The following is a 22,488-nucleotide window of genomic DNA, read 5'->3' on the forward strand; positions in this document are numbered from 1 at the left end:
CTCAAGGCGCCGGGAAATGGATACGGAATGACGCGCCCCCCAGGGACGAGTCTCCCAGGGTCAGTTCGGCGTCATAGCTTTCGATGATGTCCTTGACCACCGCCAGGCCGATACCCTGCCCCGGGTGCTGGCGGTCAAGACGTTCGCCACGCTGGAGAATCCGCGCGCGCTGGTCCGGAGGCACACCGGGACCGTCATCCTCGACATACACCTCGATGCCCTGCAAGCCACGGCGCAGGCTGATGCGGATCTGGCTCAGGCACAGCCGATAGGCATTTTCCAGCAGGTTGCCGAGCAGTTCCAGCAAGGCGCCCTGCTCGATCGGCACATGGCTGAACTCGGGCACATCGATAGCCACCCGCACCTGCTTGTCGCGATAGACCTTGTCCAGGGTGTTGCACAGGCTTTCGAGCACCGGGCGCAGCTCGACCTGGTGCCGGACCAGGCCGCTCTTGCGCAGGCTGGCACGCTGCAACTGGTAACTGATCTGCTGGTTCATGCGCTCGATCTGGCTTTGCAGGATCCACGCCTGGTCGCGATCCTGCGGGCGCTGGGCCATGCCTTCGCTGACGCCCTGCAAGACCGCCAGCGGGGTCTTCAGGCTGTGGGCCAGGTCATCCAGGGAGTCGCGGTAGCGGCTGCGCTGTTCGCGCTCGCTGTGCAGCAGGCGGTTGAGGGAACCGGTCAGGCGCAGCAGTTCGCGCGGGTGCTCTTCACTGAGGCTTTGCAGTTCGCCGCTTTCAATCTGGTCCAGTTCCTGGCTCAGGCGTCGCAATGCCCGCAGGCCCCAGGTCAGGCCGATCCAGAGCAGCGCCAACAACACCGACAGCGCCGCGCCGAAGCCCAGGTAGAGCTTCTCGCGCAAACCGGCGAGGGTCATCTTGTATTCGCGCATCGGTTGCAGGGCGACAAAACTGTAGGCCGCGCTCTTGCCACCGAGCAGCTTGACCTCGACGTCATAGACAAAGAACTCGTGGCCGTTGTCCTCGCGAATCTTCGCGAACTCGTTGCCACGCCCATCATAACGCGGCTTGTAGTTGATGTTTTCTTCCTGGGTGGCCCGCGAGCGCCAGACCAGCCGGCCGTCGCGGTCGAAGATATAGCCGAGCAGGCGGCTGTCCGGCAGGTTGAATTGTTCGTCGGGAAGCAGCTCGGGCATCTGCAGCTGTTTCTTGTTATCCACCCGTGCCGCGGAAATCAGCGTGGTGACGTCCGAGGCCAGGCGTTGCTCGATGGAGTCCTGCAGCGCCAGGCTGAAAGCCCCCTGCATCGCCGGCAGCAGTGCCAGCATGAACAGAATCGCCAGGGTCGTGGCGGCCAGCATCAGCCGCACCCGTAGCGAACGAATCACCGGCAGCGCTCGTTGAACAGGTAGCCCAGGCCACGCACGGTATCGATCGGCTTGAAGCCTACGGGACCTTCCAGCTTGCGCCGCAGACGCCCGACCAGCACTTCGATCACGTTCGGATCACGCTCGTCGTCGTCCGGGTACAACTGCTCCATCAGGCGATCCTTGGCGACCACCTGCTGGTGATGGCGCATCAGGTACTCGAGGATCCGGTATTCGTAGGCGGTCAGTGCCAGGGGCTGGTCATCGAGGGACGCCTGCTTGCGATTGAGGTCCAGCAGCAGCGGCCCGGCGGTGATCGTCGACTGGGTGAAGCCGCTGGAGCGTCGCAGCAGGGCATTCATCCGCGCCTCCAGCTCCTCGAATTGGAAAGGCTTGACCACATAGTCGTCGGCACCGGCAGCCAGGCCCTCGACCTTGTCCTGCCAGTTGCCGCGGGCGGTCAGGATCAGGATCGGAAACACCTTGCCGCGCGCACGCAACTGGCGGATCAGGTCCAGCCCGCCCATGCCCGGCAGGCCAAGGTCGATCACCGCCAGGTCATGGTTGAACTGTTCGGTCTGGTACAACGCCTCTTCGGCATTGCCGACCGACTCGACCACATGGCCGCTGTCGGTCAATCGGGTCTGCAAGTGATGGCGCAACAGCGCCTCATCTTCTACCACCAGCAACTTCATAACGATCTCCAACGATCCGGGCATCGCCTCACCAATAACGGTAACTCAGTTCGGCCAAAGTGTTTCGTAAAAGATACGGCAAACCAGCGGCTGCAGACCCGGCGCATCATCACCGATACAGAGTACCCAAGTGGCCCTGAACTCCCCCTGAACACAGGCTGAACCGCACCTGAATCGGATCCGCCCCTACCCAGTCCGGGCCGGACCCGGCAAAATGCCCGGTATGAACCCGCTCCCCGCTCTCCCCGCCTGCTGCACACCGCTCGACGAACATTGGCCGCTCCCCGTGGCCGTGCCGCATAGCGTGCTGCTGGGCACCCACTTCAACCCGGGCCAACTGGCCCCGGACGATTTCCAGCGTAGCCGGATCGAAGCGCCGGCGAGCATCCAGCGCTCGGTCGCCAAGCGCCAGGCTGAGTTTCTCGCCGGACGCCTCTGCGCCCGCGCCGCCCTGCGACAACTGGACGGCACCGATTGCGTACCGCCGATCGGCGAAGACCGTGCCCCCGTCTGGCCCGAGCATGCCTGCGGCTCGATCACCCACAGCAGCGGTCGCGCGGCGGCCATCGTTGCCGACAAGCGACACTGGCGCGGCCTGGGCATGGACCTGGAAAACCTGCTGTCCCACGAGCGCGCCGAGCGCCTGGCCGGGGAAATCCTCGTTCCTGACGAGCTGCAGCGCATGGCCGCAGGCCCCGTGGAGCAGATCGCCCTGCGGGTAACCTTGACCTTTTCCGTCAAGGAAAGCCTGTTCAAGGCCCTCTACCCGCTGGTGCACAAACGCTTCTATTTCGAGCATGCCGAGGTGCTGGAATGGGATGAGCAGGGCCATGTACGCCTGCGCCTGCTGACCGACCTGTCCGGCGAATGGCACCATGGCGTCGAGTTGCAGGCACAGTTCGGCCTGCGGGACGGGCACCTGCTGAGCCTGGTCAGCATCCCGGCCTGAGACCCGCCGCCTACTTCTCTTGATGTCGCGGCCAACTGAGGCTGAAGCAGGCTCCGCCGAGATTCTTGCTCTTGCCGATCAAGGCACGTCCGTCGTGCCAGTGAATGATCCGCCGCACGATGGACAGCCCCAGGCCATGGCCGCCCGAGGCTCGCGTACGGCTGTCGTCCAGGCGCATGAACGGCGTGAAGATACGCTCCCAGGCACTTTCCGGCACACCGGGGCCGTCATCCTCGACATCCACTCGACAGCGCAGCTGACCGACCTGATAGCTGATGGTCACATGTGACTGGGCATGCCGCATGGCGTTGCTGACCAGGTTCTGCAAGGCACGGTGCAGGTAACGCGGCTCCGCCTCGACCCAGGCATCGTCACAGTCGGCCGCCGACAGGCAGATACCCCGCGAAACCCGCACATCCGCCCGCAACGGCGCCAGTTCGCCGATCACCTGGTTGACCAGGGCATCGAGATCGATCCGCTGGAAGTTCAGCGCCGGCGAGCCCTGCTCCAGCCGTGCATAGGTCAGCATCTCGTCCACCAGGCGGTCGAGGTCCTGGATATCGTTGTCCATGCCTTCCATATACTTGTTGCGGGCCTGCGCGGTGGTCGCGTCACCGATCATCTCCAGGCCGAAACGCAGGCGTGCCACGGGCGTGCGCAGTTCGTGGGACACCGCCCGCACCAGTTCGCGCTGGATCATCAGCGAGCGCTGCAAGTGCTCGGCCATGTCGTTGAAAGCGCCGGCCAGGCGCCCGATGGAGTCCGCCCCACCGGCCGGCACACGGGTCTCCAGGCTGCCCTGGGCGAGCCGTGTGGCGGCCGACGCGAGGCCACGCAGGCGGCGCTCCAACTGACGGACCAGCAGGTAGACGATCAGGCCGATCAGGCTCAGCCCCAGCACGGCGATCAGCACCAGCCACTGGGGCGGGTACGGGTTCATCTGGTACAGCGGGCCGATTTCCAGGACCCAGGGAGTTCCCGCCACGCCGGCAAACACCCGGATCGAGTCGCCGCCCTTGCCCAATGCCATGACCGTATCGCCTTCGGTGATGCGCCGGCGCTGGTCCTCGTCCATGTCCGCCTGTTCGAGGGTGACCAGGCGCATGTCGAAGCCGAAGCCCTTGTCATGCTTCAGCGCGGCCAGTCGGGCCGGCTGCTCGGCCACCGGATAACGCACCAGCTCATCGGCCAGCAGGTAGATGGTCGCTCGTGCCAGTTGCTCGCTGATCTGCTGCACATCCCCGGCCAGCAGCAGTTGCTGCTCGTCACTGACCAGGCGATAGACCCGCGCGGCATAAGGTCCGCTCTGCACCACCAGGGCCTGGCCCCGCAGCACCCGGGTGCGCTGGCCGAGATCGAGATGGGCCTCGCCGATCGATTGCAACGACAGCGGAATCCCCAGCAGGCGTTCCCACACCGCCAGGGCCCGACGACGCTCGATATCGGCCATGGGCTGCAGGTTGTCGGCCATCAGCGAAAAGGTCCCGTGGGCCAGCCGCTCGCGGTACTGCTCGCCACGCACCTCATTGAGCAGGTGCAACGCCAGCACCCCGAGCAAGGCCACCAGCACCAGGGCCGCGCACATGCCGCCGTAGATGCGCAGGAAGATCGAATTCACGGCGCCAGGTCTGCCGCCGCTTCGGGCACGAACAGGTAACCCTTGCTGCGGATGGTCTTGATCAACCGCGGATGCTCGGGGTCATCGCCGATCTTCGGGCGGATGCGCGAGATGCGCACATCGATGGAGCGGTCCTGGCCGTCGTAGCCGATTCCCCGCAGGGCCGTGAAGATCTCTTCCCGGGAGAGGATCCGCCCGGCATTGGCCACCAGCAGCCAGAGCAGATCGAATTCGGCGCTGGTCAGTTCGATACCCGCCTCGTTCAGCCAGGCTTCGCGCAAGGCGTCATCGATCACCAGCGGCCCGAACTGCAGGCGCCGCACTTGCGGGGGAACGACTTCAGCCGGCTCGCTGCGGCGCAGCAAGGCCTGGATGCGCGCCAGCAACAGGCGCGGACGCACGGGTTTGCACACATAGTCATCGGCCCCCAGGTCCAGGCCCTGGATCTGATCGAGGTCGTCGGTGCGTGCCGTGAGCATGAGGATCGCGCCGTCATACACATCGCGGACCTTGCGGCAGATGCTCAGGCCATCCTCGCCGGGCAGCATCAGGTCGAGAATCACCAGGTCCGGCTGCTCGCGCACGATCCGCTCGGCCGCCAGGGCGCCATTGCCTTCTATGGAGACCCGCAGGCCATTGCCTTCCAGGTACTCGCGGGTCAGCTCGGCCAGACGCTCGTCATCCTCGACTATCAATACCTGCCAGGCCTCTTGCTCCACGGGTTACCTCTGCTTGCAAATCTCGGTTGGGAAAGGGTCCGCTCGTCTTTTTGTCATGATGGCAGCGGATAATGAAAGTATGCGATCGGCCGATTGTAGCAACGGTGCGGCAATAGCACACACGCCAGGATTTGCACTCGGTGACGGGCATTTTCTGTGATAGGGTTCGCGCCCGCAAAAATCCGTCCCGGCCCGCTCCGGGAGGTAAAAAACAGTGACAAACGGTCCGGTCCAGTGCTGCCGCGGCCTACACGCGCTTTCAGGCTTTCATACACAAATTACGCACAGTTTTATCCACAGGTAGCACGTTGCAATCCCCCCCTAAAACGCATTATCTTGTAGCTCGGCGGCTAAAAAACCCTAGATGTAGGGTTTTTCACCCAAAAACCCAAACACATTTCGGACGAGAAACTCAAGCTCTTTTCTTGCTTCCGAGGGGTTGAACTAAACAGATTTTCAGAAGACCAAACCGCGCGTGCGGATGGCAGCTGTTTTCCCCTTCTGCGCGGGAAAACGGTACGGGTGTTGCAGTACGAGACTGTCACCCACCAGGAATTCGGTAGCGGGCCATGGCCCGGTGCCAGTGAAACTTCGGCAAGGAAGCGGCGCCCACAGCCCCCTTCCTCCTGTCCCGAAGTGGTTATGCCCGACGACGCTCGTCGGTTGTAGTGCTTCAGGACGGAACGGTGGGCACCTTCGTGGTGCCCAAACAAACATAAAGAACGTGGAGACACCCATGCAAACCGACACAACTCGCGAGAACCCGCAGGGCACCGTGCCGCAGGCTTCCGATTCGAACCTGGATCTGTCTGCTACCGCGCCGGGCCAACTGCGTGTGATCAAGCGTAACGGCACTGTCGTTCCTTACACCGATGACAAGATCACCGTCGCCATCACCAAAGCGTTTCTTGCAGTTGAAGGCGGTACCGCCGCTGCCTCGTCGCGTATTCACGACACCGTTGCACGCCTGACCGAACAGGTTACCGCGACCTTCAAGCGGCGCATGCCTTCGGGCGGCACCATCCACATCGAAGAAATCCAGGACCAGGTCGAACTGGCCCTGATGCGTGCCGGCGAACAGAAAGTCGCCCGCGACTACGTGATCTACCGCGATGCCCGCTCCAAGGAGCGTGCGACCCGTTCGCCTGCCGAAGAGCCGGTCAACGCCCACCCGTCGATCCGTATCACCCGCGCCGACGGCAGTGTCGCGCCCCTGGACATGGGCCGCCTTAACACCATCGTCAGCGAAGCCTGCGAAGGCCTGGAAGAAGTCGACGGCGACCTGATCCAGCGCGAAACCCTGAAGAACCTCTACGACGGCGTGGCCCTGAAAGACGTCAACACCGCCCTGGTGATGACCGCCCGCACCCTGGTGGAACGCGAGCCGAACTACTCGTTCGTGACCGCACGCCTGCTGATGGACACCCTGCGCGCCGAAGGCCTGAGCTTCCTCGCCGTGGCCGAGAGCGCCACCCACCACGAGATGGCTGACCTGTACGCCAAGGCCCTGCCGGCCTATGTCGCCAAGGGTATCGAGTTCGAACTGCTGAACCCGGTCCTGGCCGAGTTCGACCTGGAAAAGCTGGGCAAGGCGATCAACCACGAGCGCGACCAGCAATTCACCTACCTGGGCCTGCAGACCCTGTACGACCGTTACTTCATCCACAAGGACGGTATCCGTTTCGAACTGCCGCAGATCTTCTTCATGCGCGTGGCCATGGGCCTGGCGATCGAAGAGAAGCAGCGTGAAGATCGCGCCATCGAGTTCTACAACCTGTTGTCGTCCTTCGACTACATGGCTTCGACGCCGACCCTGTTCAACGCCGGCACCCTGCGTCCACAGCTGTCGAGCTGCTACCTGACCACCGTGCCGGACGATCTGTCGGGCATCTACGGCGCGATCCACGACAACGCCATGCTGTCGAAATTCGCCGGTGGCCTGGGCAACGACTGGACTCCGGTGCGTGCACTGGGCTCGTACATCAAGGGCACCAACGGCAAGTCCCAGGGCGTCGTGCCGTTCCTGAAAGTGGTCAACGACACCGCCGTGGCGGTCAACCAGGGCGGCAAGCGCAAGGGCGCGGTCTGTGCCTACCTGGAAACCTGGCACATGGACATCGAAGAGTTCATCGAGCTGCGCAAGAACACCGGTGACGACCGTCGTCGTACCCACGACATGAACACCGCCAACTGGATCCCCGACCTGTTCATGAAGCGCGTCTTCGATGACGGCAAGTGGACCCTGTTCTCGCCATCGGAAGTGCCGGACCTGCATGACCTGACCGGCAAGGCCTTCGAAGAGCGCTACGAGTACTATGAAGCCCTGACCGAGTACAACAAGATCAAGCTGTTCAAGGTCGTCCAGGCCAAGGACCTGTGGCGCAAGATGCTGTCCATGCTGTTCGAGACCGGCCACCCATGGCTGACCTTCAAGGACCCGTGCAACCTGCGCAGCCCGCAGCAGCACGTGGGCGTGGTCCACAGCTCGAACCTGTGCACCGAGATCACCCTGAACACCAACAAGGACGAAATCGCCGTCTGCAACCTGGGCTCGATCAACCTGCCGAACCACATCGTCAACGGCCAGTTGGACACCGCCAAGCTGCAGCGCACCGTGAACACCGCCGTACGCATGCTCGATAACGTGATCGACATCAACTACTACTCGGTGCCACAGGCGAAGAACTCCAACTTCAAGCACCGTCCGGTCGGTCTCGGCATCATGGGCTTCCAGGACGCGCTGTACCTGCAGCACATCGCCTACGGTTCCGACGCTGCCGTCGAGTTCGCCGACAAGTCCATGGAAGCGGTCAGCTACTACGCGATCCAGGCTTCCTGCGACCTGGCCGACGAGCGCGGCGCCTACGAGACGTTCCAGGGTTCGCTGTGGTCCAAGGGCATCCTGCCGCTGGATTCGCAACAGATCCTGATCGAAGCCCGTGGCCAGAAGTACATCGATGTCGACCTGAACGAAAGCCTGGACTGGGCCCCGGTCCGTGCCCGCGTGCAGAAAGGTATTCGTAACTCCAACATCATGGCCATCGCACCGACCGCGACCATCGCCAACATCACCGGCGTATCGCAGTCGATCGAACCGACCTACCAGAACCTGTACGTGAAATCGAACCTGTCGGGCGAATTCACCGTGATCAACCCGTACCTGGTTCGCGACCTGAAGGCGCGTGGCCTGTGGGACTCGGTCATGATCAACGACCTGAAGTACTACGACGGTTCCGTGCAGCAGATCGAACGCATCCCGCAAGAACTCAAGGAGCTCTACGCGACTGCATTCGAAGTGGAAACCAAGTGGATCGTCGATGCCGCCAGCCGTCGCCAGAAGTGGATCGACCAGGCCCAGTCGTTGAACCTGTACATCGCCGGCGCTTCGGGCAAGAAGCTCGACGTGACCTACCGCATGGCCTGGTACCGTGGCCTGAAGACCACCTACTACCTCCGTGCCCTGGCCGCGACCAGCACCGAGAAGTCGACCATCAACACCGGCAAGCTGAACGCTGTTTCCAGCGGCGGCAACCACGGTGACGATTCGGTCCTGGCCGCACCGACCGTATCGGCCCCCGCCGGTCCGGCGCCGGTGCCAAAGGCCTGTGCCATCGACGAGCCGGATTGCGAAGCGTGCCAATAAGCTGAGCGGGTAAGCGCCTTCGGGCGTGAACCTGGAAGCCCCCGTCAGACCCCGGGTCTGGCGGGGGCTTTCTTTTGCCTGGGTAAAAGCCATCACGGGGCATTGGCCGATCATTCAAAACAACAGGCACAAAAAAGCCCCGATCAAGGGGCTTTTCTGGCGAAGCATTTTCAGCCGAGCAGCATCAGGTCATCTGGATGATGGTCTGCATGATGGTGCTCTGGGTAGAGATGGTCTTGGCGTTGGCCTGGTAGTAGCTCTGGCCCTTGATCAGGTCCACCAGCTCGCTGGTCAGGTCGACGTTGGAGCCTTCCAGGTTACCGGAAACGATCGAACCGTTGGTCCCCACCTCACCGCCGTCGTAGGCAGGCTGGCCCGAAGCGAAGGTCTGTACCCAACTGGTACCGCCTTTCGGCTGCAGGCCCTGTTCGTTGGTGAAGCTCGCCACCGCGACCTGGCCGATGGCCTTGTGCTGGTTGTTGCTGAAGTTGGCGAAAATGGTGCCGGTGCCATCGATGCTGATATCGGTGATCTGGCCGGTGGCATAACCGTCGCTGATGATGTTGGCACGGGAAGTATCAGCGTTGAACTGGGTGGTCTTCGACCAGTCGGTGGCGATACCGGCCACGTTGGCACCCGCACCGTTCGCCGCCCATACACCATTGGTCACCACGCCAGGAACCCAACCGGTGATGGTGATGCTGGTCTTGCCAGCAGTGCCGCCGATGCTGGTCAGCTTGCCGGACGAGTCAAAAACCATTGGCACAGGCACAGGGTCGGTCGCGGCCGGTGGAACGGTAGGCGGTACTGTCGGAACTGTTGCCGCCGTACCGTTCGGGTTACGACCGTCGATCAGCGTATAGACGTTCCAAGTGTTGGCGCCGGTCTTGACCACATACTGGTCCAGCGAGTGCTTGTTACCCTGGGTGTCGTAGATATCGGAGCTGAATGGCTTGGTGTAGCTCGCCTGGTTCGACGGGTCGAACGGCGTGGTTGCCTGGTCGATCACCGGCGACTTCGAGTCGAGGTTGATCGTTGCCCCTACCGAGGTGCTGGTCTGCGGCGGCAGGTTTGACACGTCGATGCGCAGGTCGGTCAGTACGCCCGGAATGATGTTGCCCTTGGAGTCGGCGGCAAAACCTTGCAGGCGGGCGGTACCGTCGGAGTTGGTGATGTAGCCGTCCTTGTCGGTCTTGAAGGTACCGGCACGGGTATAGCTCAGCGAACCGTTGCTGCTCAGGGTGAAGAAGCCGTTGCCCTGGATGCCCATGTCCAGCGCGTTGCCGGTGGCGTTCATGCCACCGTTGCCGAAGTTCTGCGAAACGTTGGCCAGGTTCACACCGTTACCGATGCTCTTGGAGGACACACCCAGCTTGGTCGCCGAGTAGACGTCTTCGAACTCCGCTCGGGAGGACTTGAAGCCGGTGGTATTGACGTTGGCAATGTTGTTGCCGGTGACGTCGAGCTGTTTCTGGGCCGCATTGAGACCGCTCAAACCGATATTAAAAGACATAACTCACTCCTTTGTTTCGCGTTGGTCGGCTCTTACAGGCCAATGGTCTGGACTTTGGACAGAGCAATGCTGCCCAGGCCCGCCAGGTTAAGCATCATTTCGCCGCCGTTCTGACCCAGGCTTACGCTGCTGACGGTCGCCGGCAGGTTGGTGACCATGGCGGTCGCCTTGCTGTCGATCTGCGAGGTGGCGTTGAAGGTGTAGGTACCGTTGGCCAGCAAGGTGCCCGAATCGTCCTTGCCGTCCCAGGCGAAAGCGGCGTTGCCGGCTTTCTGGCTGCCCATGTCGATGGTCCTGACCACCTTGCCGGTGGAGTCGGTGATCTTCAGGGTCAGGTTGTCCACGGAACTCGGGATCGTCACGGTACCGGTAAACGGCTTGCTGGTATCGACCACGGCCTTGTCGGTCGGCACGATGACCGAGCGACCGACCAGCGACGAAGCCTGCAGCGCCTGGGACGACTGGAACGCGCCAGCGATATTGTTCACGCTGGTATTGAGCGTGGTAATGCCTTCCAGGCTGCTGAACTGGGCCAGTTGGGCGACGAAGGCGCTGTTGTCCTGTGGATCCAGCGGATTCTGGTTCTTGAGCTGGGTCACCAGCAATTTCAGGAACGCGTCCTTGCCCAGGGTCTGCCCGCCGGTGGCACCGCCGATGGCGTTGCCCAGTGGATCGGTGTTGCTGTTGTTCGCCACCTTCTGGTTGGAGGCGTTGATGATGTCGTTAAGGCTGGGACCGCTGGTGGAATCGGAAACACTCATGGCTGTCGCCCCTTATCACTGACCCAGGGTCAGGACCTTCTGCATCATGGTTTTGGCGGTGTTCATCATTTCCGCGTTGGTCTGGAACGAGCGGCTGGCGGAGATCATGTCGGCCATCTCCTCGACCACGTTGACGTTCGGGTAGTAGACATAACCCTTGGCGTCGGCCGCCGGATGGTTCGGCTCGTAGCGGGCTTCCAGGTTGCTCTGGTCCTCGACCACGCCCATCACCTGGACGCCCTGGCCGGCTGCATTCTGATCCTGGAACAGCGAATCGCTACCGCCGCTCTGGCCGTTCTGGAACATGGTGGCGAACACCGGGTGGCGCGCACGGTAGGTCTTGTCGATGCTCGACGAGACGGTCTCGGCGTTGGCGATGTTACTGGCGACGGTGTTCAGGCGAGTGGTCTGGGCACTCATGCCACTACCGGCAATGTTGAAAACGCTGGCGAGGGACATGGCTTACTCTCCACGCAGGGCTGATACCAGCCCTTTGAATTTACTGTTGAGCAGGGTGAAGCTGGCCTGGAAGTCGACCGCGTTCTGCGCATAGTTCGATTGTTCGATCTGCGCATCCACGGTGTTCTGGTCGATCGACGGCTGCATCGGCGTGCGGTACTGCAACGCCGCATCGCCATCGCTCAGGCCCTGGGCTTCGATATGGCGGCTGTTGGTGGTATTGAGGGCGAAGGTGCCGTTCTTGGCCTTTTCGCTCTGCTCGGCGAGCACGGAGGAAAAGTCCATGTCCCGCGCCTTGTAGTTCGGGGTGTCGGCGTTGGCGATGTTGTTGGCCAGCACTTCGGCACGTTGGGCGCGGAAGCCCAGGGCTTTCTCATGGATACCGAGCGCTTTATCGAAGCTGATGCTCATGTCGGGAAACCTTCAAGAGTTGACCTGATCGTTGAAACAGGCTTTTCGTTGCTAGAGCTGTAGCAAGCCCCATGCCAATTTCTCAAAGGCCGTAAATCAAGGCTTTGCGGGCAGGTCAGCCGCGGCAATGACAAAAAAGCGGCAAAGCATTTCCGCCGCGCGTCAGCAAAGCGGCAAGGTTGGCGGCAACATAAGCGGCAAAAAAAAGGAGCCCATGAGGGCTCCCGCTTTTGTCCCGGGCCTGTTGTCTACTTGGCCTGGTAAATGATTCCCGGGCTGCATTGCACCATCTGGTAATGGTCAGGCAGGCCGTTGAGGGCCTCGGAGGCGCCGAGAAACAGATAGCCGCCCGGCTTGAGGGTGCCGTGAATGCGCATCAGGATGTCTTTCTTCACCTCGGCGGAGAAGTAGATCAGCACGTTGCGGCAGAACACGATGTCGAACTTGCCCAGGCTCGCGTAGCTGTCCAGCAGGTTGAACGAACGGAACTCGACCCGACTCTTGATCGGCGCCTTGACCGCCCAGCGGCCCGGCCCCTTGGGGTCGAAGTAGCGCTGCAGGCGCTCGGGCGACAAACCCCGACCGATGGCCAGGCTGTCGTACTCCCCCGTCTTGCAGTTGGTCAGCATAAGCCCCGACAGGTCGGTGGCGACGATCTGCGCTCCCGCCTTCAACTGGCCCATGTTGGTCCGCTCGAACTCGTCGATCGACATCGAGATCGAATAGGGCTCCTGCCCCGATGAACAGGCAGCCGACCAGATACGCAGGCGCTGCCCCGGGCTGGCCTTGATCGCTTCCGGCAACACCTTGCCTTTCAGCACTTCAAACGGATAGGTATCACGAAACCACAGGGTTTCGTTGGTGGTCATGGCATCCACCACCTGCTCGCGCAAACCGCTACGCGGCTGGGTCTGGATCCTCTGGACCAACTCGCCCAGGGATTTGATGCCTTGCTGTTCCATCAGTTTGTTGAGACGGCTGGAAACCAGATATTGCTTGTTTTCACCGAGCAGAATGCCACAGGCCTTTTCCAGGAAGACCCGGAACTGTTCAAAATCCAAATTACCCGTAGACAATGATGCCGCCTCTTAAATCGTCTGTACCGCCGGGGACGAAAGTACCCGGCCGTTATTCTGCTGCCTTGATCCGGTCAACCACCCGGGATGCCAGGTCATCAGGACGGAACTTGGCGAGGAAGTCATCGGCACCGACCTTCTTCACCATCGCCTGATTGAAGACACCCGACAAGGAAGTATGCAGGATGATATGCAACTTTTGCATGCGAGGATCGTTGCGGATCTCCGCTGTAAGGGTATAGCCGTCCATTTCGGGCATTTCGATGTCGGAAATCATCATCAGGAACTCTTCTTCCGGCTTCTTGCCTTCCTCGACCAGCTTGCGCAGGTAATCCAGTGCCTGCCGGCCGTCGTTCAACGCCACCACTTCGACACCGACCGTCTGCAGGCAACGCGTGACCTGCTTGCGCGCCACCGACGAGTCATCGACCGTGAGCACCCGCAACGATACCGCCTTGCTTTGGGTCTCGACATCCACCACGCCGAGGGAAATCGACTCGGACGTGGGTGAAACCTCGGCCAGGATCTTCTCGACGTCGATGATCTCCACCAACTGGTTGTCGATCCGCGTCACCGCCGTCAGGTAGTGATCGCGCCCGGTGCCCTTGGGCGGCGGATGGATCTCTTCCCAGTTCATGTTGACGATGCGCTCCACCGACGTCACCAGGAACCCCTGGGTCTTGGTGTTGTACTCCGTAATGATCACAAACGGATTACTCTGGTCCTTGAGTGCACCGGAGCCCGTGGCCATCGCCAGATCGAGGATCGGGATGGTTGCCCCACGAATATTCGCCACACCGCACACCACCGGATTGGACTTCGGCATCAGGGTCAGCTTGGGGCATTGCAGCACCTCGCGTACCTTGAAGACGTTGATTCCATACAACTGCTGGCCGTCGAGACGGAACAACAGCAGCTCAAGGCGATTCTGCCCCACCAGTTGCGTACGCTGGTTCACCGAATCCATTACACCAGCCATGCCTGACCCCTCTCACCAAAGCTTCAGATCCGATGCACATTCAAGAGTAAACGGCACGGGCCTTGCTTTTTATACTGTTATGAAAGCACAAACGACATTTTTTCGACGCCTGACATCACAGTACCGCAGATTGCTCTGGGTTTTGTCGGCTTTATGCTGTCTGAACCCCAGCGGCCCTGCCCTTGCGGAATCGGCGACCCTGCCTGATCAGCTTATCGGCGTGACCCAAGGCTTTCTTGAGTTCACCGTAGAAGACTACCTGGCTACCAGTCAAACCGAAGGTCGTTATGAAATCCAGGTCAATCAACTGGATCCGCGCCTGCGCATGGCCGCCTGCGACAAGGAATTGACAGCCAGCCTGGAGAGTCCCGCGACGCCGATTGGCCGGGTCACCGTGAAAATCCGCTGCGAGGGCACCTCGCCCTGGACCGTGTTCGTACCGGCCCAGGTCAAGCTGTTCCGCGACGTGGTGGTGACCACCCGCCCGCTCAAGCGTGCCGGCATCATCGAACCGGGCGACGTGGCGCTGCGCGAGCGGGATATCAGCCTGATCAACCAGGGCTTCCTGACCTCGCCCGACCAGGCCATCGGACAGAAACTTGTCCGACCAATGGTCATGGATCAGGTCATCACCCTGGTGCATCTGGAACAGGCCGAAGTGGTCCGCAAGGGCGACCAGGTGGTGATCAGTGCGACGAGCGGTGGCCTGGTAGTGAAGATGCCGGGAGAAGCCCTGTCCAATGGCGGGCTCAACGAACAGATCCGCATCAAGAACCTCAACTCGCAACGTGTCATCAAAGCCCGTGTCACCGCACCCGGGCAGGTGGAGGTAGCTTTATGAATACAAAAGCCGCCTTGTAGATAACTGGCGCGAAGTCGCCGCTTTTCCTAAACTGTGCCCCATACAGGGATACAGCCGACACGTGCAGACTCATTCTCAGATGAGCCTAAAGTTTTTCCGGGTATGGCCGAAAACAAGGCAAGCGTCCAAATACCCAGAGGTTTTTTATCATGGTCATCGATTTCAGTCGTTTGAATAACGCCCCGTCACTGACAGGCAGCACGCGCACCAGCGCCAGCAAGGAAGCCGACAGTGCCGGCAAGTCCGCGTCCGTCAACAGCCAGGCCGACTCGGTCAGCCAGAGCGGGGAATCGGTACACCTCAGCAATGAGGCTCAGCAGTTGCAAAAAGTCACTGACAAGCTGCAGGAGCAGCCTGTGGTCAACAGCGCCCGTGTGGCCGAGTTGAAGCAGGCCATTGCCGACGGCAGCTACAAGGTCGACAGCAACCGCGTAGCCAGCAAACTGCTCAACTTCGAAGCCCAGCGCTAGGCTCCGGCCCGCGCCAGGCTTTTGGACGCTTAAAACCCAAGGCCAGCCATGCACGACACCACTCTACTGCAACTGATCACCGAAGATTTTGCTCCAGCTCAAGACCTGCTTGAGTTGCTGCGCGCCGAATCACTGGCGCTCCACGGGCGCAACATGTTCGAGCTGGAAGATATTCTGGCGCGCAAGCAAGCGCTGATCATTCTGCTGGAACAGCATGGCCGCAAACGCAGCCAGATCCTCGCCAGCCTCAATCTACCCACCAACCGTGCCGGCCTGGAACAATTGGCCGCGCAGTCGAGCGTGGGCGACGAACTGTTGAGCCAGAGCGACGTGCTCACCCAGCTCCTGGCCGATTGCCAGACAGCCAACGAGCTCAACGGTCGCAATATCCAGGTTCAGCAAGCGACTACCGCGAACCAGTTGAAGATCCTGACCGGCGGTGAGCCTCCCGCGCTCTATGATGCCCGTGGTTCGACCGCCAGGCTTGCGAAGCCTCGCCCACTCAGTCAGGCTTGAAACCGAACTGGTGCGCGCTCTATCCAAGGCGCGCAACATGCTGGCAAAATGCTGGCTTTTGCGTGTAGTCGTATTTTGTCTGGAGATTGATGAACCGTGTCCAATGCCCCAAGCGCGGACGATGCTCCGCAGCCACCCAAGGTGCTAACCACGCCCCTGGAAATTGCCGCCAACCTGCGGATGCTGCAGGAAAGCCATGACCCGTTGATCATCACGTTCCACGAACGCAGCCAGCGCTTCCAGAGTTTTGTGATCGATGTCAATCGGGAGGCCGGCACCCTGGCCCTGGACGAAATGATTCCGCGCGACGGCGAACGCTTCCTGTCGGCAGGCGAGTCATTCCGCGTCGAAGGTTTCCACGAGGGCGTACGCATCACTTGGGAACAACCCCAGCCGATGACCGTCGACGAAACCAACGGCTGCTACCGCGGTACGATTCCCGAAGAAGTGGTCTACCACCAGCGTCGCAATGCGTTCCGCGCCGCCCTGAAACTGACCGCGCTGGTGAATGTCGAACTCAGTGGTGAAAAGCTCAAGGCCCCGGTCACCGGCAAGCTGCTGGATATCTCCGCCAGCGGTTGCAAACTGCGTTTTGAAGGCGATATCTCCGACCGCCTGCAACTCGGCCAGGTCTACGAGCGCTTTATCGCCGCCCTGCCCTTCGGGCCGATGACCGCCCCGGTGGAATTGCGTCACCTGCATTTCGAAGAAAGGATCAACACCACCTTCGCCGGCGTGCGCTTCCACAACATGAGCGGCCTGGTCCAACGCCAGGTCGAACGTTTCGTCTACCAGTTGCAACGTGAAGCACGGCGTTTCGACAAGGACGACGACTACTGAGTCAACCGCCTTCCCCTCTCTCGGAAAAATGCAAAAAAACGGGCCACCTTCATCAGGTGGCCCGTTTTTTATCCGTGCCGTCAGTTGCTCGACTTGTGCGCCGGTTCCGGGTCCGACTCATCAACCTCGACAACCACCTCGGCCTCTGGCGTCGGGGGCACCACACTGTCGCACATCTGGTCCAGCACGATCTGCTCGTCAACCCGCGGGTCAAGGGCCGCCCCCAGGGGCGACATGGCTTCAGGCATGACCACGTGCTGCAACGGCGCATCTTCGACCTGGTGCAGGTTGGTCACGGCTTTCGGCCGGATGCGCCAAACCAGGATCAACGCGAAGAAACTGAAAAACGCGTAGAGCATATGGCTGCCGAACAGCTTCATCAGGATGCCCGCCGCCAACGGCCCCATGCTCGCGCCGATGCCATAGGTCATCAGCAGCATGGCGGTCAGCGACACCCGCCGATCACCCTCGATATGGTCGTTGGAAAACGCCACCGCCAGCGGGTACAGGCAAAACTGCAACAGGGATACCACAAACCCGGAGATGAACAACACTTCCAGCGGCGCCGTGGAGAATATCGCCAACGGCAAGGAGGCCAGGGCCAACAGGAAGGCGACACTGCGGATCAGCACCGCCCGATCATAGCGATCGGAGAGCCAGCCCAGTGGCCACTGCACCAGGAAGCCGGCAAAGATGCAGCAACCCATGAACAGACCGACCTGCTCGGTGGAAAGCCCCTGCTGGGATGCATAGAGCGGTGCCAGGCCATAGAAGGAGCCGACGATGATCCCCGCGCCCATCACCGTGGTCAGCGACTGCGGCACGCGCTTCATGAAGAAACGTGGCTCCAGTGGCGCCGGATGCAGGGGCGCCGGGTGAATTCGCCGGGTCATTGCAACCGGCACCAGACACAGTGCGAAACACAATGCGACCAGCATCAGTAGTTCCAGCCCGAGGGCCGGGTGCATGACCAGGATCAGTTGCCCCAGTACCAGACCGAGGTAGGAGGCGATCATGTAGCCGCTGAAAACCACACCCCGCTGCTTGGCCTCGGCCTGCTCATTCAGCCAGCTTTCGATGACCATGTACTGGCACATCATGCCCAGGCCCACGATCATCCGCAGGAACAGCCAGGCCGGCAGCCAATCGATCAGTCCATGGCCCAGCACCGCCGCACCGACGATCCCGGCGCAGGTGGCGTAGGCACGGATATGCCCGACCCGAGCAATCAGCCGGTGACCGATCTTGCCCCCCAGCACCAGGCCGAAGTAGTTGGCCGCCATCAGCGCCCCCACCCACAGGCCGTCGACATGGTCGGCTGCCAGGCGCAAGGCCAGGTAGGTACTGAGAAGGCCCGAGCCGATCAACATCATCAGCGAGGCGAAATAAAGCGCTCGAAAGGATTTCCAGATATGGCGCATCGGCGTTCCGAGCGGCTCCTTGAATGAGGTTTCGGACTATCGAGAAGATAGCCCGACTATAAAGCCAGGCGTAGTAATTTTTACAGTGCCTGGGGTCTACGCCTGGGCGGCTAAAACACGCCGCTCCCAGGGGGTAATTTCATCGAGGAAACTGGTCAGCTCCATGGACTTCGAAGCGATATAGCCTTCGATGAACTCCTTGCCGAACAGATCCTTCGCCAACTGGCTACGTTTCAGACGCTCCAGAGCAGCGTGCAAGGTACATGGCAGCGACAAAGAATCCGGAACCTCGAATTCGCCCTGGATGGCAGCCGTCGGTTCCAACTCCTGTTCGATACCGTGCAGCCCGGCGGCCAGGCTCGCGGCGATTGCCAGGTAAGGGTTGGCGTCCGCTCCAGGCAGGCGGTTTTCCACCCGCCGCGCCACGGGCGAGCTGGCCGGAATGCGCAGGCCCGCTGCCCGGTTGTCGTGGGACCAGCAGGCATTGTTCGGCGAAGCGAACGGGTGGCACAGGCGCTGGTAGGAATTGACGTTCGGCGCGAACAGCGCGGTGAAGTCCGCCATTCCCGCCTGCTGTCCGCCGATAAAGTGGCGGAACATCGCGGTCGGCTCGCCAGCCGCATCGCTGAAGACATTTCGCCCGCTGCCGATCTCCACCACGCTCTGGTGAATATGCATCGAGCTACCCGGTGTCTTCGCCAGTGGCTTGGCCATGCAGACCACGGTCAGGCCATGCTTGAGGGCGACCTCCTTGAGCAGGTGCTTGAACAGGAAGGTCTGGTCGGCCAGCAACAGCGGATCACCATGCAACAGGTTGATCTCGAACTGGCTGACGCCCATTTCATGCATGAAGGTGTCGCGCGGCAGGCCGAGCGCCGCCATGCACGCATAGACTTCGCTGAAGAACGGCCGCAAGCCATTGTTGGAACTGACGCTGAAAGCCGAATGACCGTCCTCGCGACGACCATCAAGGCCCACTGGCGGCAGGAAGGATTGAGTCGGATCGGGATTGGGGGCGAAGACAAAGAACTCCAGTTCGGTCGCCACCACCGGCGCCAGACCACGCGCCGCATAGCGGGCAATCACTGCCTTGAGCTGGCCCCGGGTCGACAGGCGGGAACTCTCGCCCGTCAGTTCGTCCGCGTCGCAGATCGCCAGGGCTCGGGGCTGCGGACTCCAGGGTAGGCGATGGATCTGCCGCGGGTCGGCATTGAGAGCCAGGTCGCCATCGTCGCTGCCATAAAAGCGCGCCGGCGGGTAACCGCCCATGATGCACTGCAGCAGTACCCCGCGAGCCATCTGCAAGCGCCGCCCCTCGAGGAAACCTTCGGCGGTCATTACCTTGCCGCGCGGTACGCCATTGAGGTCGGGCGTGACACATTCAATTTCATCAATGCCGGTCAATCGCTGCGCGAGTGAACTCTGGCCATCGGTCGTCATGACTCAATCCTTGTTGTTGTACAAGCCGCGAACGGCGTCCCGTACAAAATACGCATCACCTGTTCGGGATTTCAAGCAGGGGCGAGGAAAAAGCCTGGTTCAGGGGAGATAGAGACTGAACAATGCACCACCCAGGGTGCCACCATTGCCGATCTCGATGCGTCCGCACACGCCGTTGCGTTCGTGCAGGGCGGCAATACGTGCCGCGAAATACAGGCCCAGGCCGGTACTGCCCGTGGCGGGATTGATGCCCTGCACATAGTCCGCCTGCCGTTCGAGCATCTGCGCCGGGTAGCCCGGCCCATCGTCATTGATCGTCAGCACCAATTGTTCGCCCTCTTCGCGCAAACTGATCAGCAGGGCATGACAGGCATAACGAATGGCATTGGTGACGATATTGCCCACCACCGAACCGATCAGTTCCCGATCAAAGAAACCCAGCGGGCTGAAATCATCGACCTCGTAACTGGCAACGATCCCGCGGCTGCTCAGGACCTCCTGGCGGCACGCCAGTTGCGCCTCGATGAAATCGTCCATTTCGTGGTAGTTGGGGCGCAACGGTAATTGATTGACCCCCAGCTTGTACAAGCCCAGCAATTGCACGAGCATGCTGTTGAGATGGGCGAATTCATACTCGATGACCGCGTGCTCGGGGATATCGCGCTGGGACTCGGGCAGGCGGCTCTGCCACTGGCCGTGGGCTTGCATCAGCATCGCCAGCGAGTTCTTCATGTCGTGCACGGTCGAGGCGATCACCGTGGAAAAATCCAGCCCCTGGTCATTGCCACTCATTCGCCAAACGCCCGGATGCGCAATTTCTGATACCTCTCATAGCGTGGATCGGTGTCAGGCATCTTGCCGACCATTTTCAGGCAGGCACGACATTCTTCGAGGATCGCCGCGTCGGCAGTCTTCTGAGCGGTCACCAACAGGGCCTGCGCGGCGTTGAGGGCGATACTGATGTTTTTCGGTTGCAGGGCCAGTGCTCGCCGGAACAGATCCTGCGCCTCTTCCAGGTTGCCGCCCTTGTAGCTGCGTACCCCCTGCACGTTGAGATCGATCGCGGCCTTGCCGCCGCCGAGGATTTCCGGATCGTCGGTCAGTTTGGCGATCCCTTTCATCACTGTCGGGTCGTCGCCGTAGATCTCCACGCAGTTCTTCAGCATCGAGGCACCGGCATCGACCTGACCCAACTGCTGCAGTTGCTTGGCCACCAGCAAGGCAGCCTCGGCACTCATGAAGTTCTCCATGCCTTCAAGACGCGCCATCGCCTGCTCGGTCAGCTTGTCAGCGGTTTCGGCATCATTGAGCAGCAGGCTGGTGGCCTTCATCAGTCGCGCACGCACCTGCAGCCCCGGATCGTTGGCGTTTTCCTTGGCGACAGCGCTGAGGGTCTGGTTGATCTCCAGACGCGTACGCGTATCCAGGCCCCGGTCGCTGCCCTTGCTGATCAACGCATGGGCCAGGCCAAGGTTACTTTCGGGGTCCTTGAAGCGTGATTGCTCCCCCTGGGACACGGCCTGGCGATAGGCTTTCGAGGCACTCTCGAAATCTTCGTTGGCCATGGCCAGCTTGCCCAGCAACGACTGGCGCCGAACCGCCAGCGGAGACAGCCGTACGGCCTCCTCCAATACACTCTGGGCACGCTTGGTATCGCCCTGCTGCATCAGCACATCGGCAAGCCCATCGTACAGCGCCGGCATCATCGGAAAGGCCTTGAGCGCGGTTTCGTAGAGTTCCCGGGCCTGGGTGATCTGGCCGCGCTTGTAGAGCAACTGCCCGAGCATCGCGTAAGCCCATGGCAACGGGCGATCATTCAGGATGCCATTGAGAAAACGCTCCAGCGGCTCATTCTGGTTGAGCGCGCGCATCGCATCGGCGCGATAGCGCAAGCACAGTGGCGCAAAGCGGGTGTCCTGCTGGGTCAGGCGGGTACAGGCGGCCAACACCTCGACCGGTTTATCACGGTCGAGTGCCTGCATGATCGGCTTGAGCAGGTTCTTGCGCTGGACCAGCTTCTCCAGGCGCTGGGCGAGGCTGGCACGGTTGAACGGCTTGGTCAGGTAGGCATCGGGCTCGTGCTCCAGGGCACTGAGCACCATGGCCTGGCTGCTTTCGGCAGTGACCATCACAAACACGCTTTCATGACTGATCAGCTTGTCGACCATCAGGTCTTCAAGCACCTGCTGGCCGTTCTTCTTGCCATCACCGAGATGGTAATCATGCAGGACAAAGTCGTAGCGCTTCTGCGCGCACATGCGCAGCGCCTGCTCCCCGGTGTCGGCGGTGTCCACTTCCTTGACGCCCAACTCACGCAGCATGGACCTGACTGAGCTGCGAAAATCGGAGAAATCGTCGACGATCAGAAAGCTTTTTTGGTGATACGCCAGCATCGAGATTCCTGTCATGGGAAATAGAAGATGAGCCCGGGGCAATCACTGGAACGGGTTCAGCTTCACTGCCACTTTCGCGTGCAGATAATAAATAGAGGCAAAATGATATCAATCGATTTTACACCAACCCGGCGATTTCGTTGAGCAGCTCGTGCGTTGGTCTGCGATTCAGAGCTGTCCAGGCGCCGGCGGTTCTTCCATACCGCTACTCAGGATATCGCCCGCCAGGGGCTAAACCTGAGGGTGAAGATATCGAATTAAACGTTTCCTGTGGGAGCCGGCTTGCCGGCGATACGATCGTTCCCACGCTCCGCGTGGTAACGCCTCTCTGGACGCTCTGCGTCCGCTTCTGTGACGCAGAGCGTCACGGGCTGCATTGCCCACGCGGAGCGT

At 61.2% G+C, this 22,488-nt stretch carries 20 protein-coding genes; 6 read left to right on the forward strand and 14 right to left on the reverse strand.

Annotated features, from left to right (window positions below; all coding sequences use genetic code 11):
- Position 1 precedes the first annotated feature (1 nt).
- A complete protein-coding gene (locus tag HX851_RS38015; protein WP_177057300.1) occupies positions 2 to 1,351 on the reverse strand; it encodes an ATP-binding protein in 1,350 nt (449 codons plus the stop codon).
- Positions 1,348 to 2,025, reverse strand: a complete 678-nt coding sequence (locus HX851_RS38020; protein WP_177057301.1) for a response regulator — start codon at positions 2,023 to 2,025, stop codon at positions 1,348 to 1,350. Before HX851_RS38020 ends, HX851_RS38015 begins: the two co-directional genes overlap by 4 nt.
- 223 nt (positions 2,026 to 2,248) lie before the next feature.
- On the opposite strand from HX851_RS38020, the gene HX851_RS38025 reads away from it, so the two are divergent.
- A complete protein-coding gene (locus tag HX851_RS38025; RefSeq protein ID WP_177057315.1) occupies positions 2,249 to 2,974 on the forward strand; it encodes a 4'-phosphopantetheinyl transferase family protein in 726 nt (241 codons plus the stop codon).
- 10 nt (positions 2,975 to 2,984) lie between these two features.
- Here HX851_RS38025 and HX851_RS38030 read toward each other — a convergent pair whose 3' ends face one another.
- The gene (locus HX851_RS38030; protein WP_177057302.1) at positions 2,985 to 4,592 is read right to left on the reverse strand and encodes an ATP-binding protein; all 1,608 of its coding nucleotides are present in this window, start codon (positions 4,590 to 4,592) and stop codon (positions 2,985 to 2,987) included.
- Positions 4,589 to 5,311, reverse strand: coding sequence for a winged helix-turn-helix domain-containing protein (locus tag HX851_RS38035; RefSeq protein ID WP_177057303.1), 723 nt, complete (start codon positions 5,309 to 5,311; stop codon positions 4,589 to 4,591). Before HX851_RS38035 ends, HX851_RS38030 begins: the two co-directional genes overlap by 4 nt.
- 736 nt (positions 5,312 to 6,047) lie before the next feature.
- Here HX851_RS38035 and HX851_RS38040 point away from each other — a divergent pair.
- Entirely contained in the window at positions 6,048 to 8,954 is a 2,907-nt protein-coding gene (locus HX851_RS38040) for a ribonucleoside-diphosphate reductase subunit alpha (protein WP_177057304.1), read from the forward strand.
- Between the two features lie 184 nt (positions 8,955 to 9,138).
- Here HX851_RS38040 and flgE read toward each other — a convergent pair whose 3' ends face one another.
- The 6 genes from flgE to HX851_RS38070 all read right to left on the reverse strand — a co-directional run bounded on the left by flgE (position 9,139) and on the right by HX851_RS38070 (position 14,153).
- Positions 9,139 to 10,467: a flagellar hook protein FlgE gene (gene flgE, locus HX851_RS38045; RefSeq protein ID WP_177064653.1), complete on the reverse strand. Its 1,329-nt coding sequence runs from the start codon at positions 10,465 to 10,467 to the stop codon at positions 9,139 to 9,141.
- Positions 10,468 to 10,499: 32 nt separating this feature from the next.
- Entirely contained in the window at positions 10,500 to 11,228 is a 729-nt protein-coding gene (gene flgD, locus HX851_RS38050) for a flagellar hook assembly protein FlgD (RefSeq protein WP_017124022.1), read from the reverse strand.
- Positions 11,229 to 11,243: 15 nt separating this feature from the next.
- Positions 11,244 to 11,687 carry a flagellar basal body rod protein FlgC gene (gene flgC / locus HX851_RS38055; protein WP_177064651.1) on the reverse strand — a complete coding sequence of 148 codons (444 nt, stop codon included), beginning with the start codon at positions 11,685 to 11,687 and terminating at the stop codon, positions 11,244 to 11,246.
- A gap of 3 nt (positions 11,688 to 11,690) precedes the next feature.
- A complete protein-coding gene (gene flgB, locus HX851_RS38060) occupies positions 11,691 to 12,098 on the reverse strand; it encodes a flagellar basal body rod protein FlgB (RefSeq protein WP_017124024.1) in 408 nt (135 codons plus the stop codon).
- A gap of 248 nt (positions 12,099 to 12,346) precedes the next feature.
- Positions 12,347 to 13,174, reverse strand: a complete 828-nt coding sequence (cheR, locus tag HX851_RS38065) for a protein-glutamate O-methyltransferase CheR (RefSeq protein WP_177064649.1) — start codon at positions 13,172 to 13,174, stop codon at positions 12,347 to 12,349.
- 52 nt (positions 13,175 to 13,226) lie between these two features.
- Positions 13,227 to 14,153: a chemotaxis protein CheV gene (locus tag HX851_RS38070; RefSeq protein WP_177064647.1), complete on the reverse strand. Its 927-nt coding sequence runs from the start codon at positions 14,151 to 14,153 to the stop codon at positions 13,227 to 13,229.
- Between the two features lie 79 nt (positions 14,154 to 14,232).
- Between HX851_RS38070 and flgA the strand changes: the two genes are divergently transcribed.
- The 4 genes from flgA to HX851_RS38090 all read left to right on the forward strand — a co-directional run bounded on the left by flgA (position 14,233) and on the right by HX851_RS38090 (position 16,841).
- A complete protein-coding gene (gene flgA, locus HX851_RS38075) occupies positions 14,233 to 14,994 on the forward strand; it encodes a flagellar basal body P-ring formation chaperone FlgA (protein WP_042934496.1) in 762 nt (253 codons plus the stop codon).
- A 170-nt stretch (positions 14,995 to 15,164) separates the two neighbouring features.
- Entirely contained in the window at positions 15,165 to 15,485 is a 321-nt protein-coding gene (gene flgM / locus HX851_RS38080) for a flagellar biosynthesis anti-sigma factor FlgM (RefSeq protein ID WP_177057306.1), read from the forward strand.
- 48 nt (positions 15,486 to 15,533) lie between these two features.
- A complete protein-coding gene (locus HX851_RS38085; protein ID WP_177064645.1) occupies positions 15,534 to 16,001 on the forward strand; it encodes a flagella synthesis protein FlgN in 468 nt (155 codons plus the stop codon).
- A gap of 96 nt (positions 16,002 to 16,097) precedes the next feature.
- Positions 16,098 to 16,841: a flagellar brake protein gene (locus HX851_RS38090; protein WP_177057308.1), complete on the forward strand. Its 744-nt coding sequence runs from the start codon at positions 16,098 to 16,100 to the stop codon at positions 16,839 to 16,841.
- An 80-nt stretch (positions 16,842 to 16,921) separates the two neighbouring features.
- Here HX851_RS38090 and HX851_RS38095 read toward each other — a convergent pair whose 3' ends face one another.
- The 4 genes from HX851_RS38095 to HX851_RS38110 form a co-directional block, all read right to left on the reverse strand.
- Complete coding sequence (locus tag HX851_RS38095; RefSeq protein WP_177057309.1) at positions 16,922 to 18,262, reverse strand: MFS transporter; 1,341 nt, start codon at positions 18,260 to 18,262, stop codon at positions 16,922 to 16,924.
- Positions 18,263 to 18,358: 96 nt separating this feature from the next.
- Entirely contained in the window at positions 18,359 to 19,600 is a 1,242-nt protein-coding gene (locus HX851_RS38100; protein ID WP_177057316.1) for a glutamine synthetase family protein, read from the reverse strand.
- A gap of 201 nt (positions 19,601 to 19,801) precedes the next feature.
- On the reverse strand, positions 19,802 to 20,494 hold the full coding sequence (locus HX851_RS38105; RefSeq protein WP_177064643.1) for a sensor histidine kinase: 693 nt from the start codon (positions 20,492 to 20,494) through the stop codon (positions 19,802 to 19,804).
- Positions 20,491 to 22,095: a tetratricopeptide repeat-containing response regulator gene (locus HX851_RS38110; RefSeq protein WP_177057311.1), complete on the reverse strand. Its 1,605-nt coding sequence runs from the start codon at positions 22,093 to 22,095 to the stop codon at positions 20,491 to 20,493. Before HX851_RS38110 ends, HX851_RS38105 begins: the two co-directional genes overlap by 4 nt.
- Positions 22,096 to 22,488: the final 393 nt, after the last annotated feature.

It is taken from the genome of Pseudomonas gingeri (assembly GCF_013385635.1).
GTDB classification, from domain to species: domain Bacteria; phylum Pseudomonadota; class Gammaproteobacteria; order Pseudomonadales; family Pseudomonadaceae; genus Aquipseudomonas; species Aquipseudomonas gingeri_A.

Coding starts and splice junctions, on each gene's coding strand:
- HX851_RS38020 (WP_177057301.1), bottom strand. CDS start 2,025: ATGAAGTTGCTGGTGGTAGAAGATGAGGCGCTGTTGCGCCATCACTTG.
- HX851_RS38025 (WP_177057315.1), top strand. CDS start 2,249: ATGAACCCGCTCCCCGCTCTCCCCGCCTGCTGCACACCGCTCGACGAA.
- HX851_RS38040 (WP_177057304.1), top strand. CDS start 6,048: ATGCAAACCGACACAACTCGCGAGAACCCGCAGGGCACCGTGCCGCAG.
- flgE (WP_177064653.1), bottom strand. CDS start 10,467: ATGTCTTTTAATATCGGTTTGAGCGGTCTCAATGCGGCCCAGAAACAG.
- flgD (WP_017124022.1), bottom strand. CDS start 11,228: ATGAGTGTTTCCGATTCCACCAGCGGTCCCAGCCTTAACGACATCATC.
- flgC (WP_177064651.1), bottom strand. CDS start 11,687: ATGTCCCTCGCCAGCGTTTTCAACATTGCCGGTAGTGGCATGAGTGCC.
- flgB (WP_017124024.1), bottom strand. CDS start 12,098: ATGAGCATCAGCTTCGATAAAGCGCTCGGTATCCATGAGAAAGCCCTG.
- HX851_RS38070 (WP_177064647.1), bottom strand. CDS start 14,153: ATGGCTGGTGTAATGGATTCGGTGAACCAGCGTACGCAACTGGTGGGG.
- flgA (WP_042934496.1), top strand. CDS start 14,233: ATGAAAGCACAAACGACATTTTTTCGACGCCTGACATCACAGTACCGC.
- flgM (WP_177057306.1), top strand. CDS start 15,165: ATGGTCATCGATTTCAGTCGTTTGAATAACGCCCCGTCACTGACAGGC.
- HX851_RS38085 (WP_177064645.1), top strand. CDS start 15,534: ATGCACGACACCACTCTACTGCAACTGATCACCGAAGATTTTGCTCCA.
- HX851_RS38095 (WP_177057309.1), bottom strand. CDS start 18,262: ATGCGCCATATCTGGAAATCCTTTCGAGCGCTTTATTTCGCCTCGCTG.
- HX851_RS38100 (WP_177057316.1), bottom strand. CDS start 19,600: ATGACCGCCGAAGGTTTCCTCGAGGGGCGGCGCTTGCAGATGGCTCGC.
- HX851_RS38105 (WP_177064643.1), bottom strand. CDS start 20,494: ATGAGTGGCAATGACCAGGGGCTGGATTTTTCCACGGTGATCGCCTCG.
- HX851_RS38110 (WP_177057311.1), bottom strand. CDS start 22,095: ATGCTGGCGTATCACCAAAAAAGCTTTCTGATCGTCGACGATTTCTCC.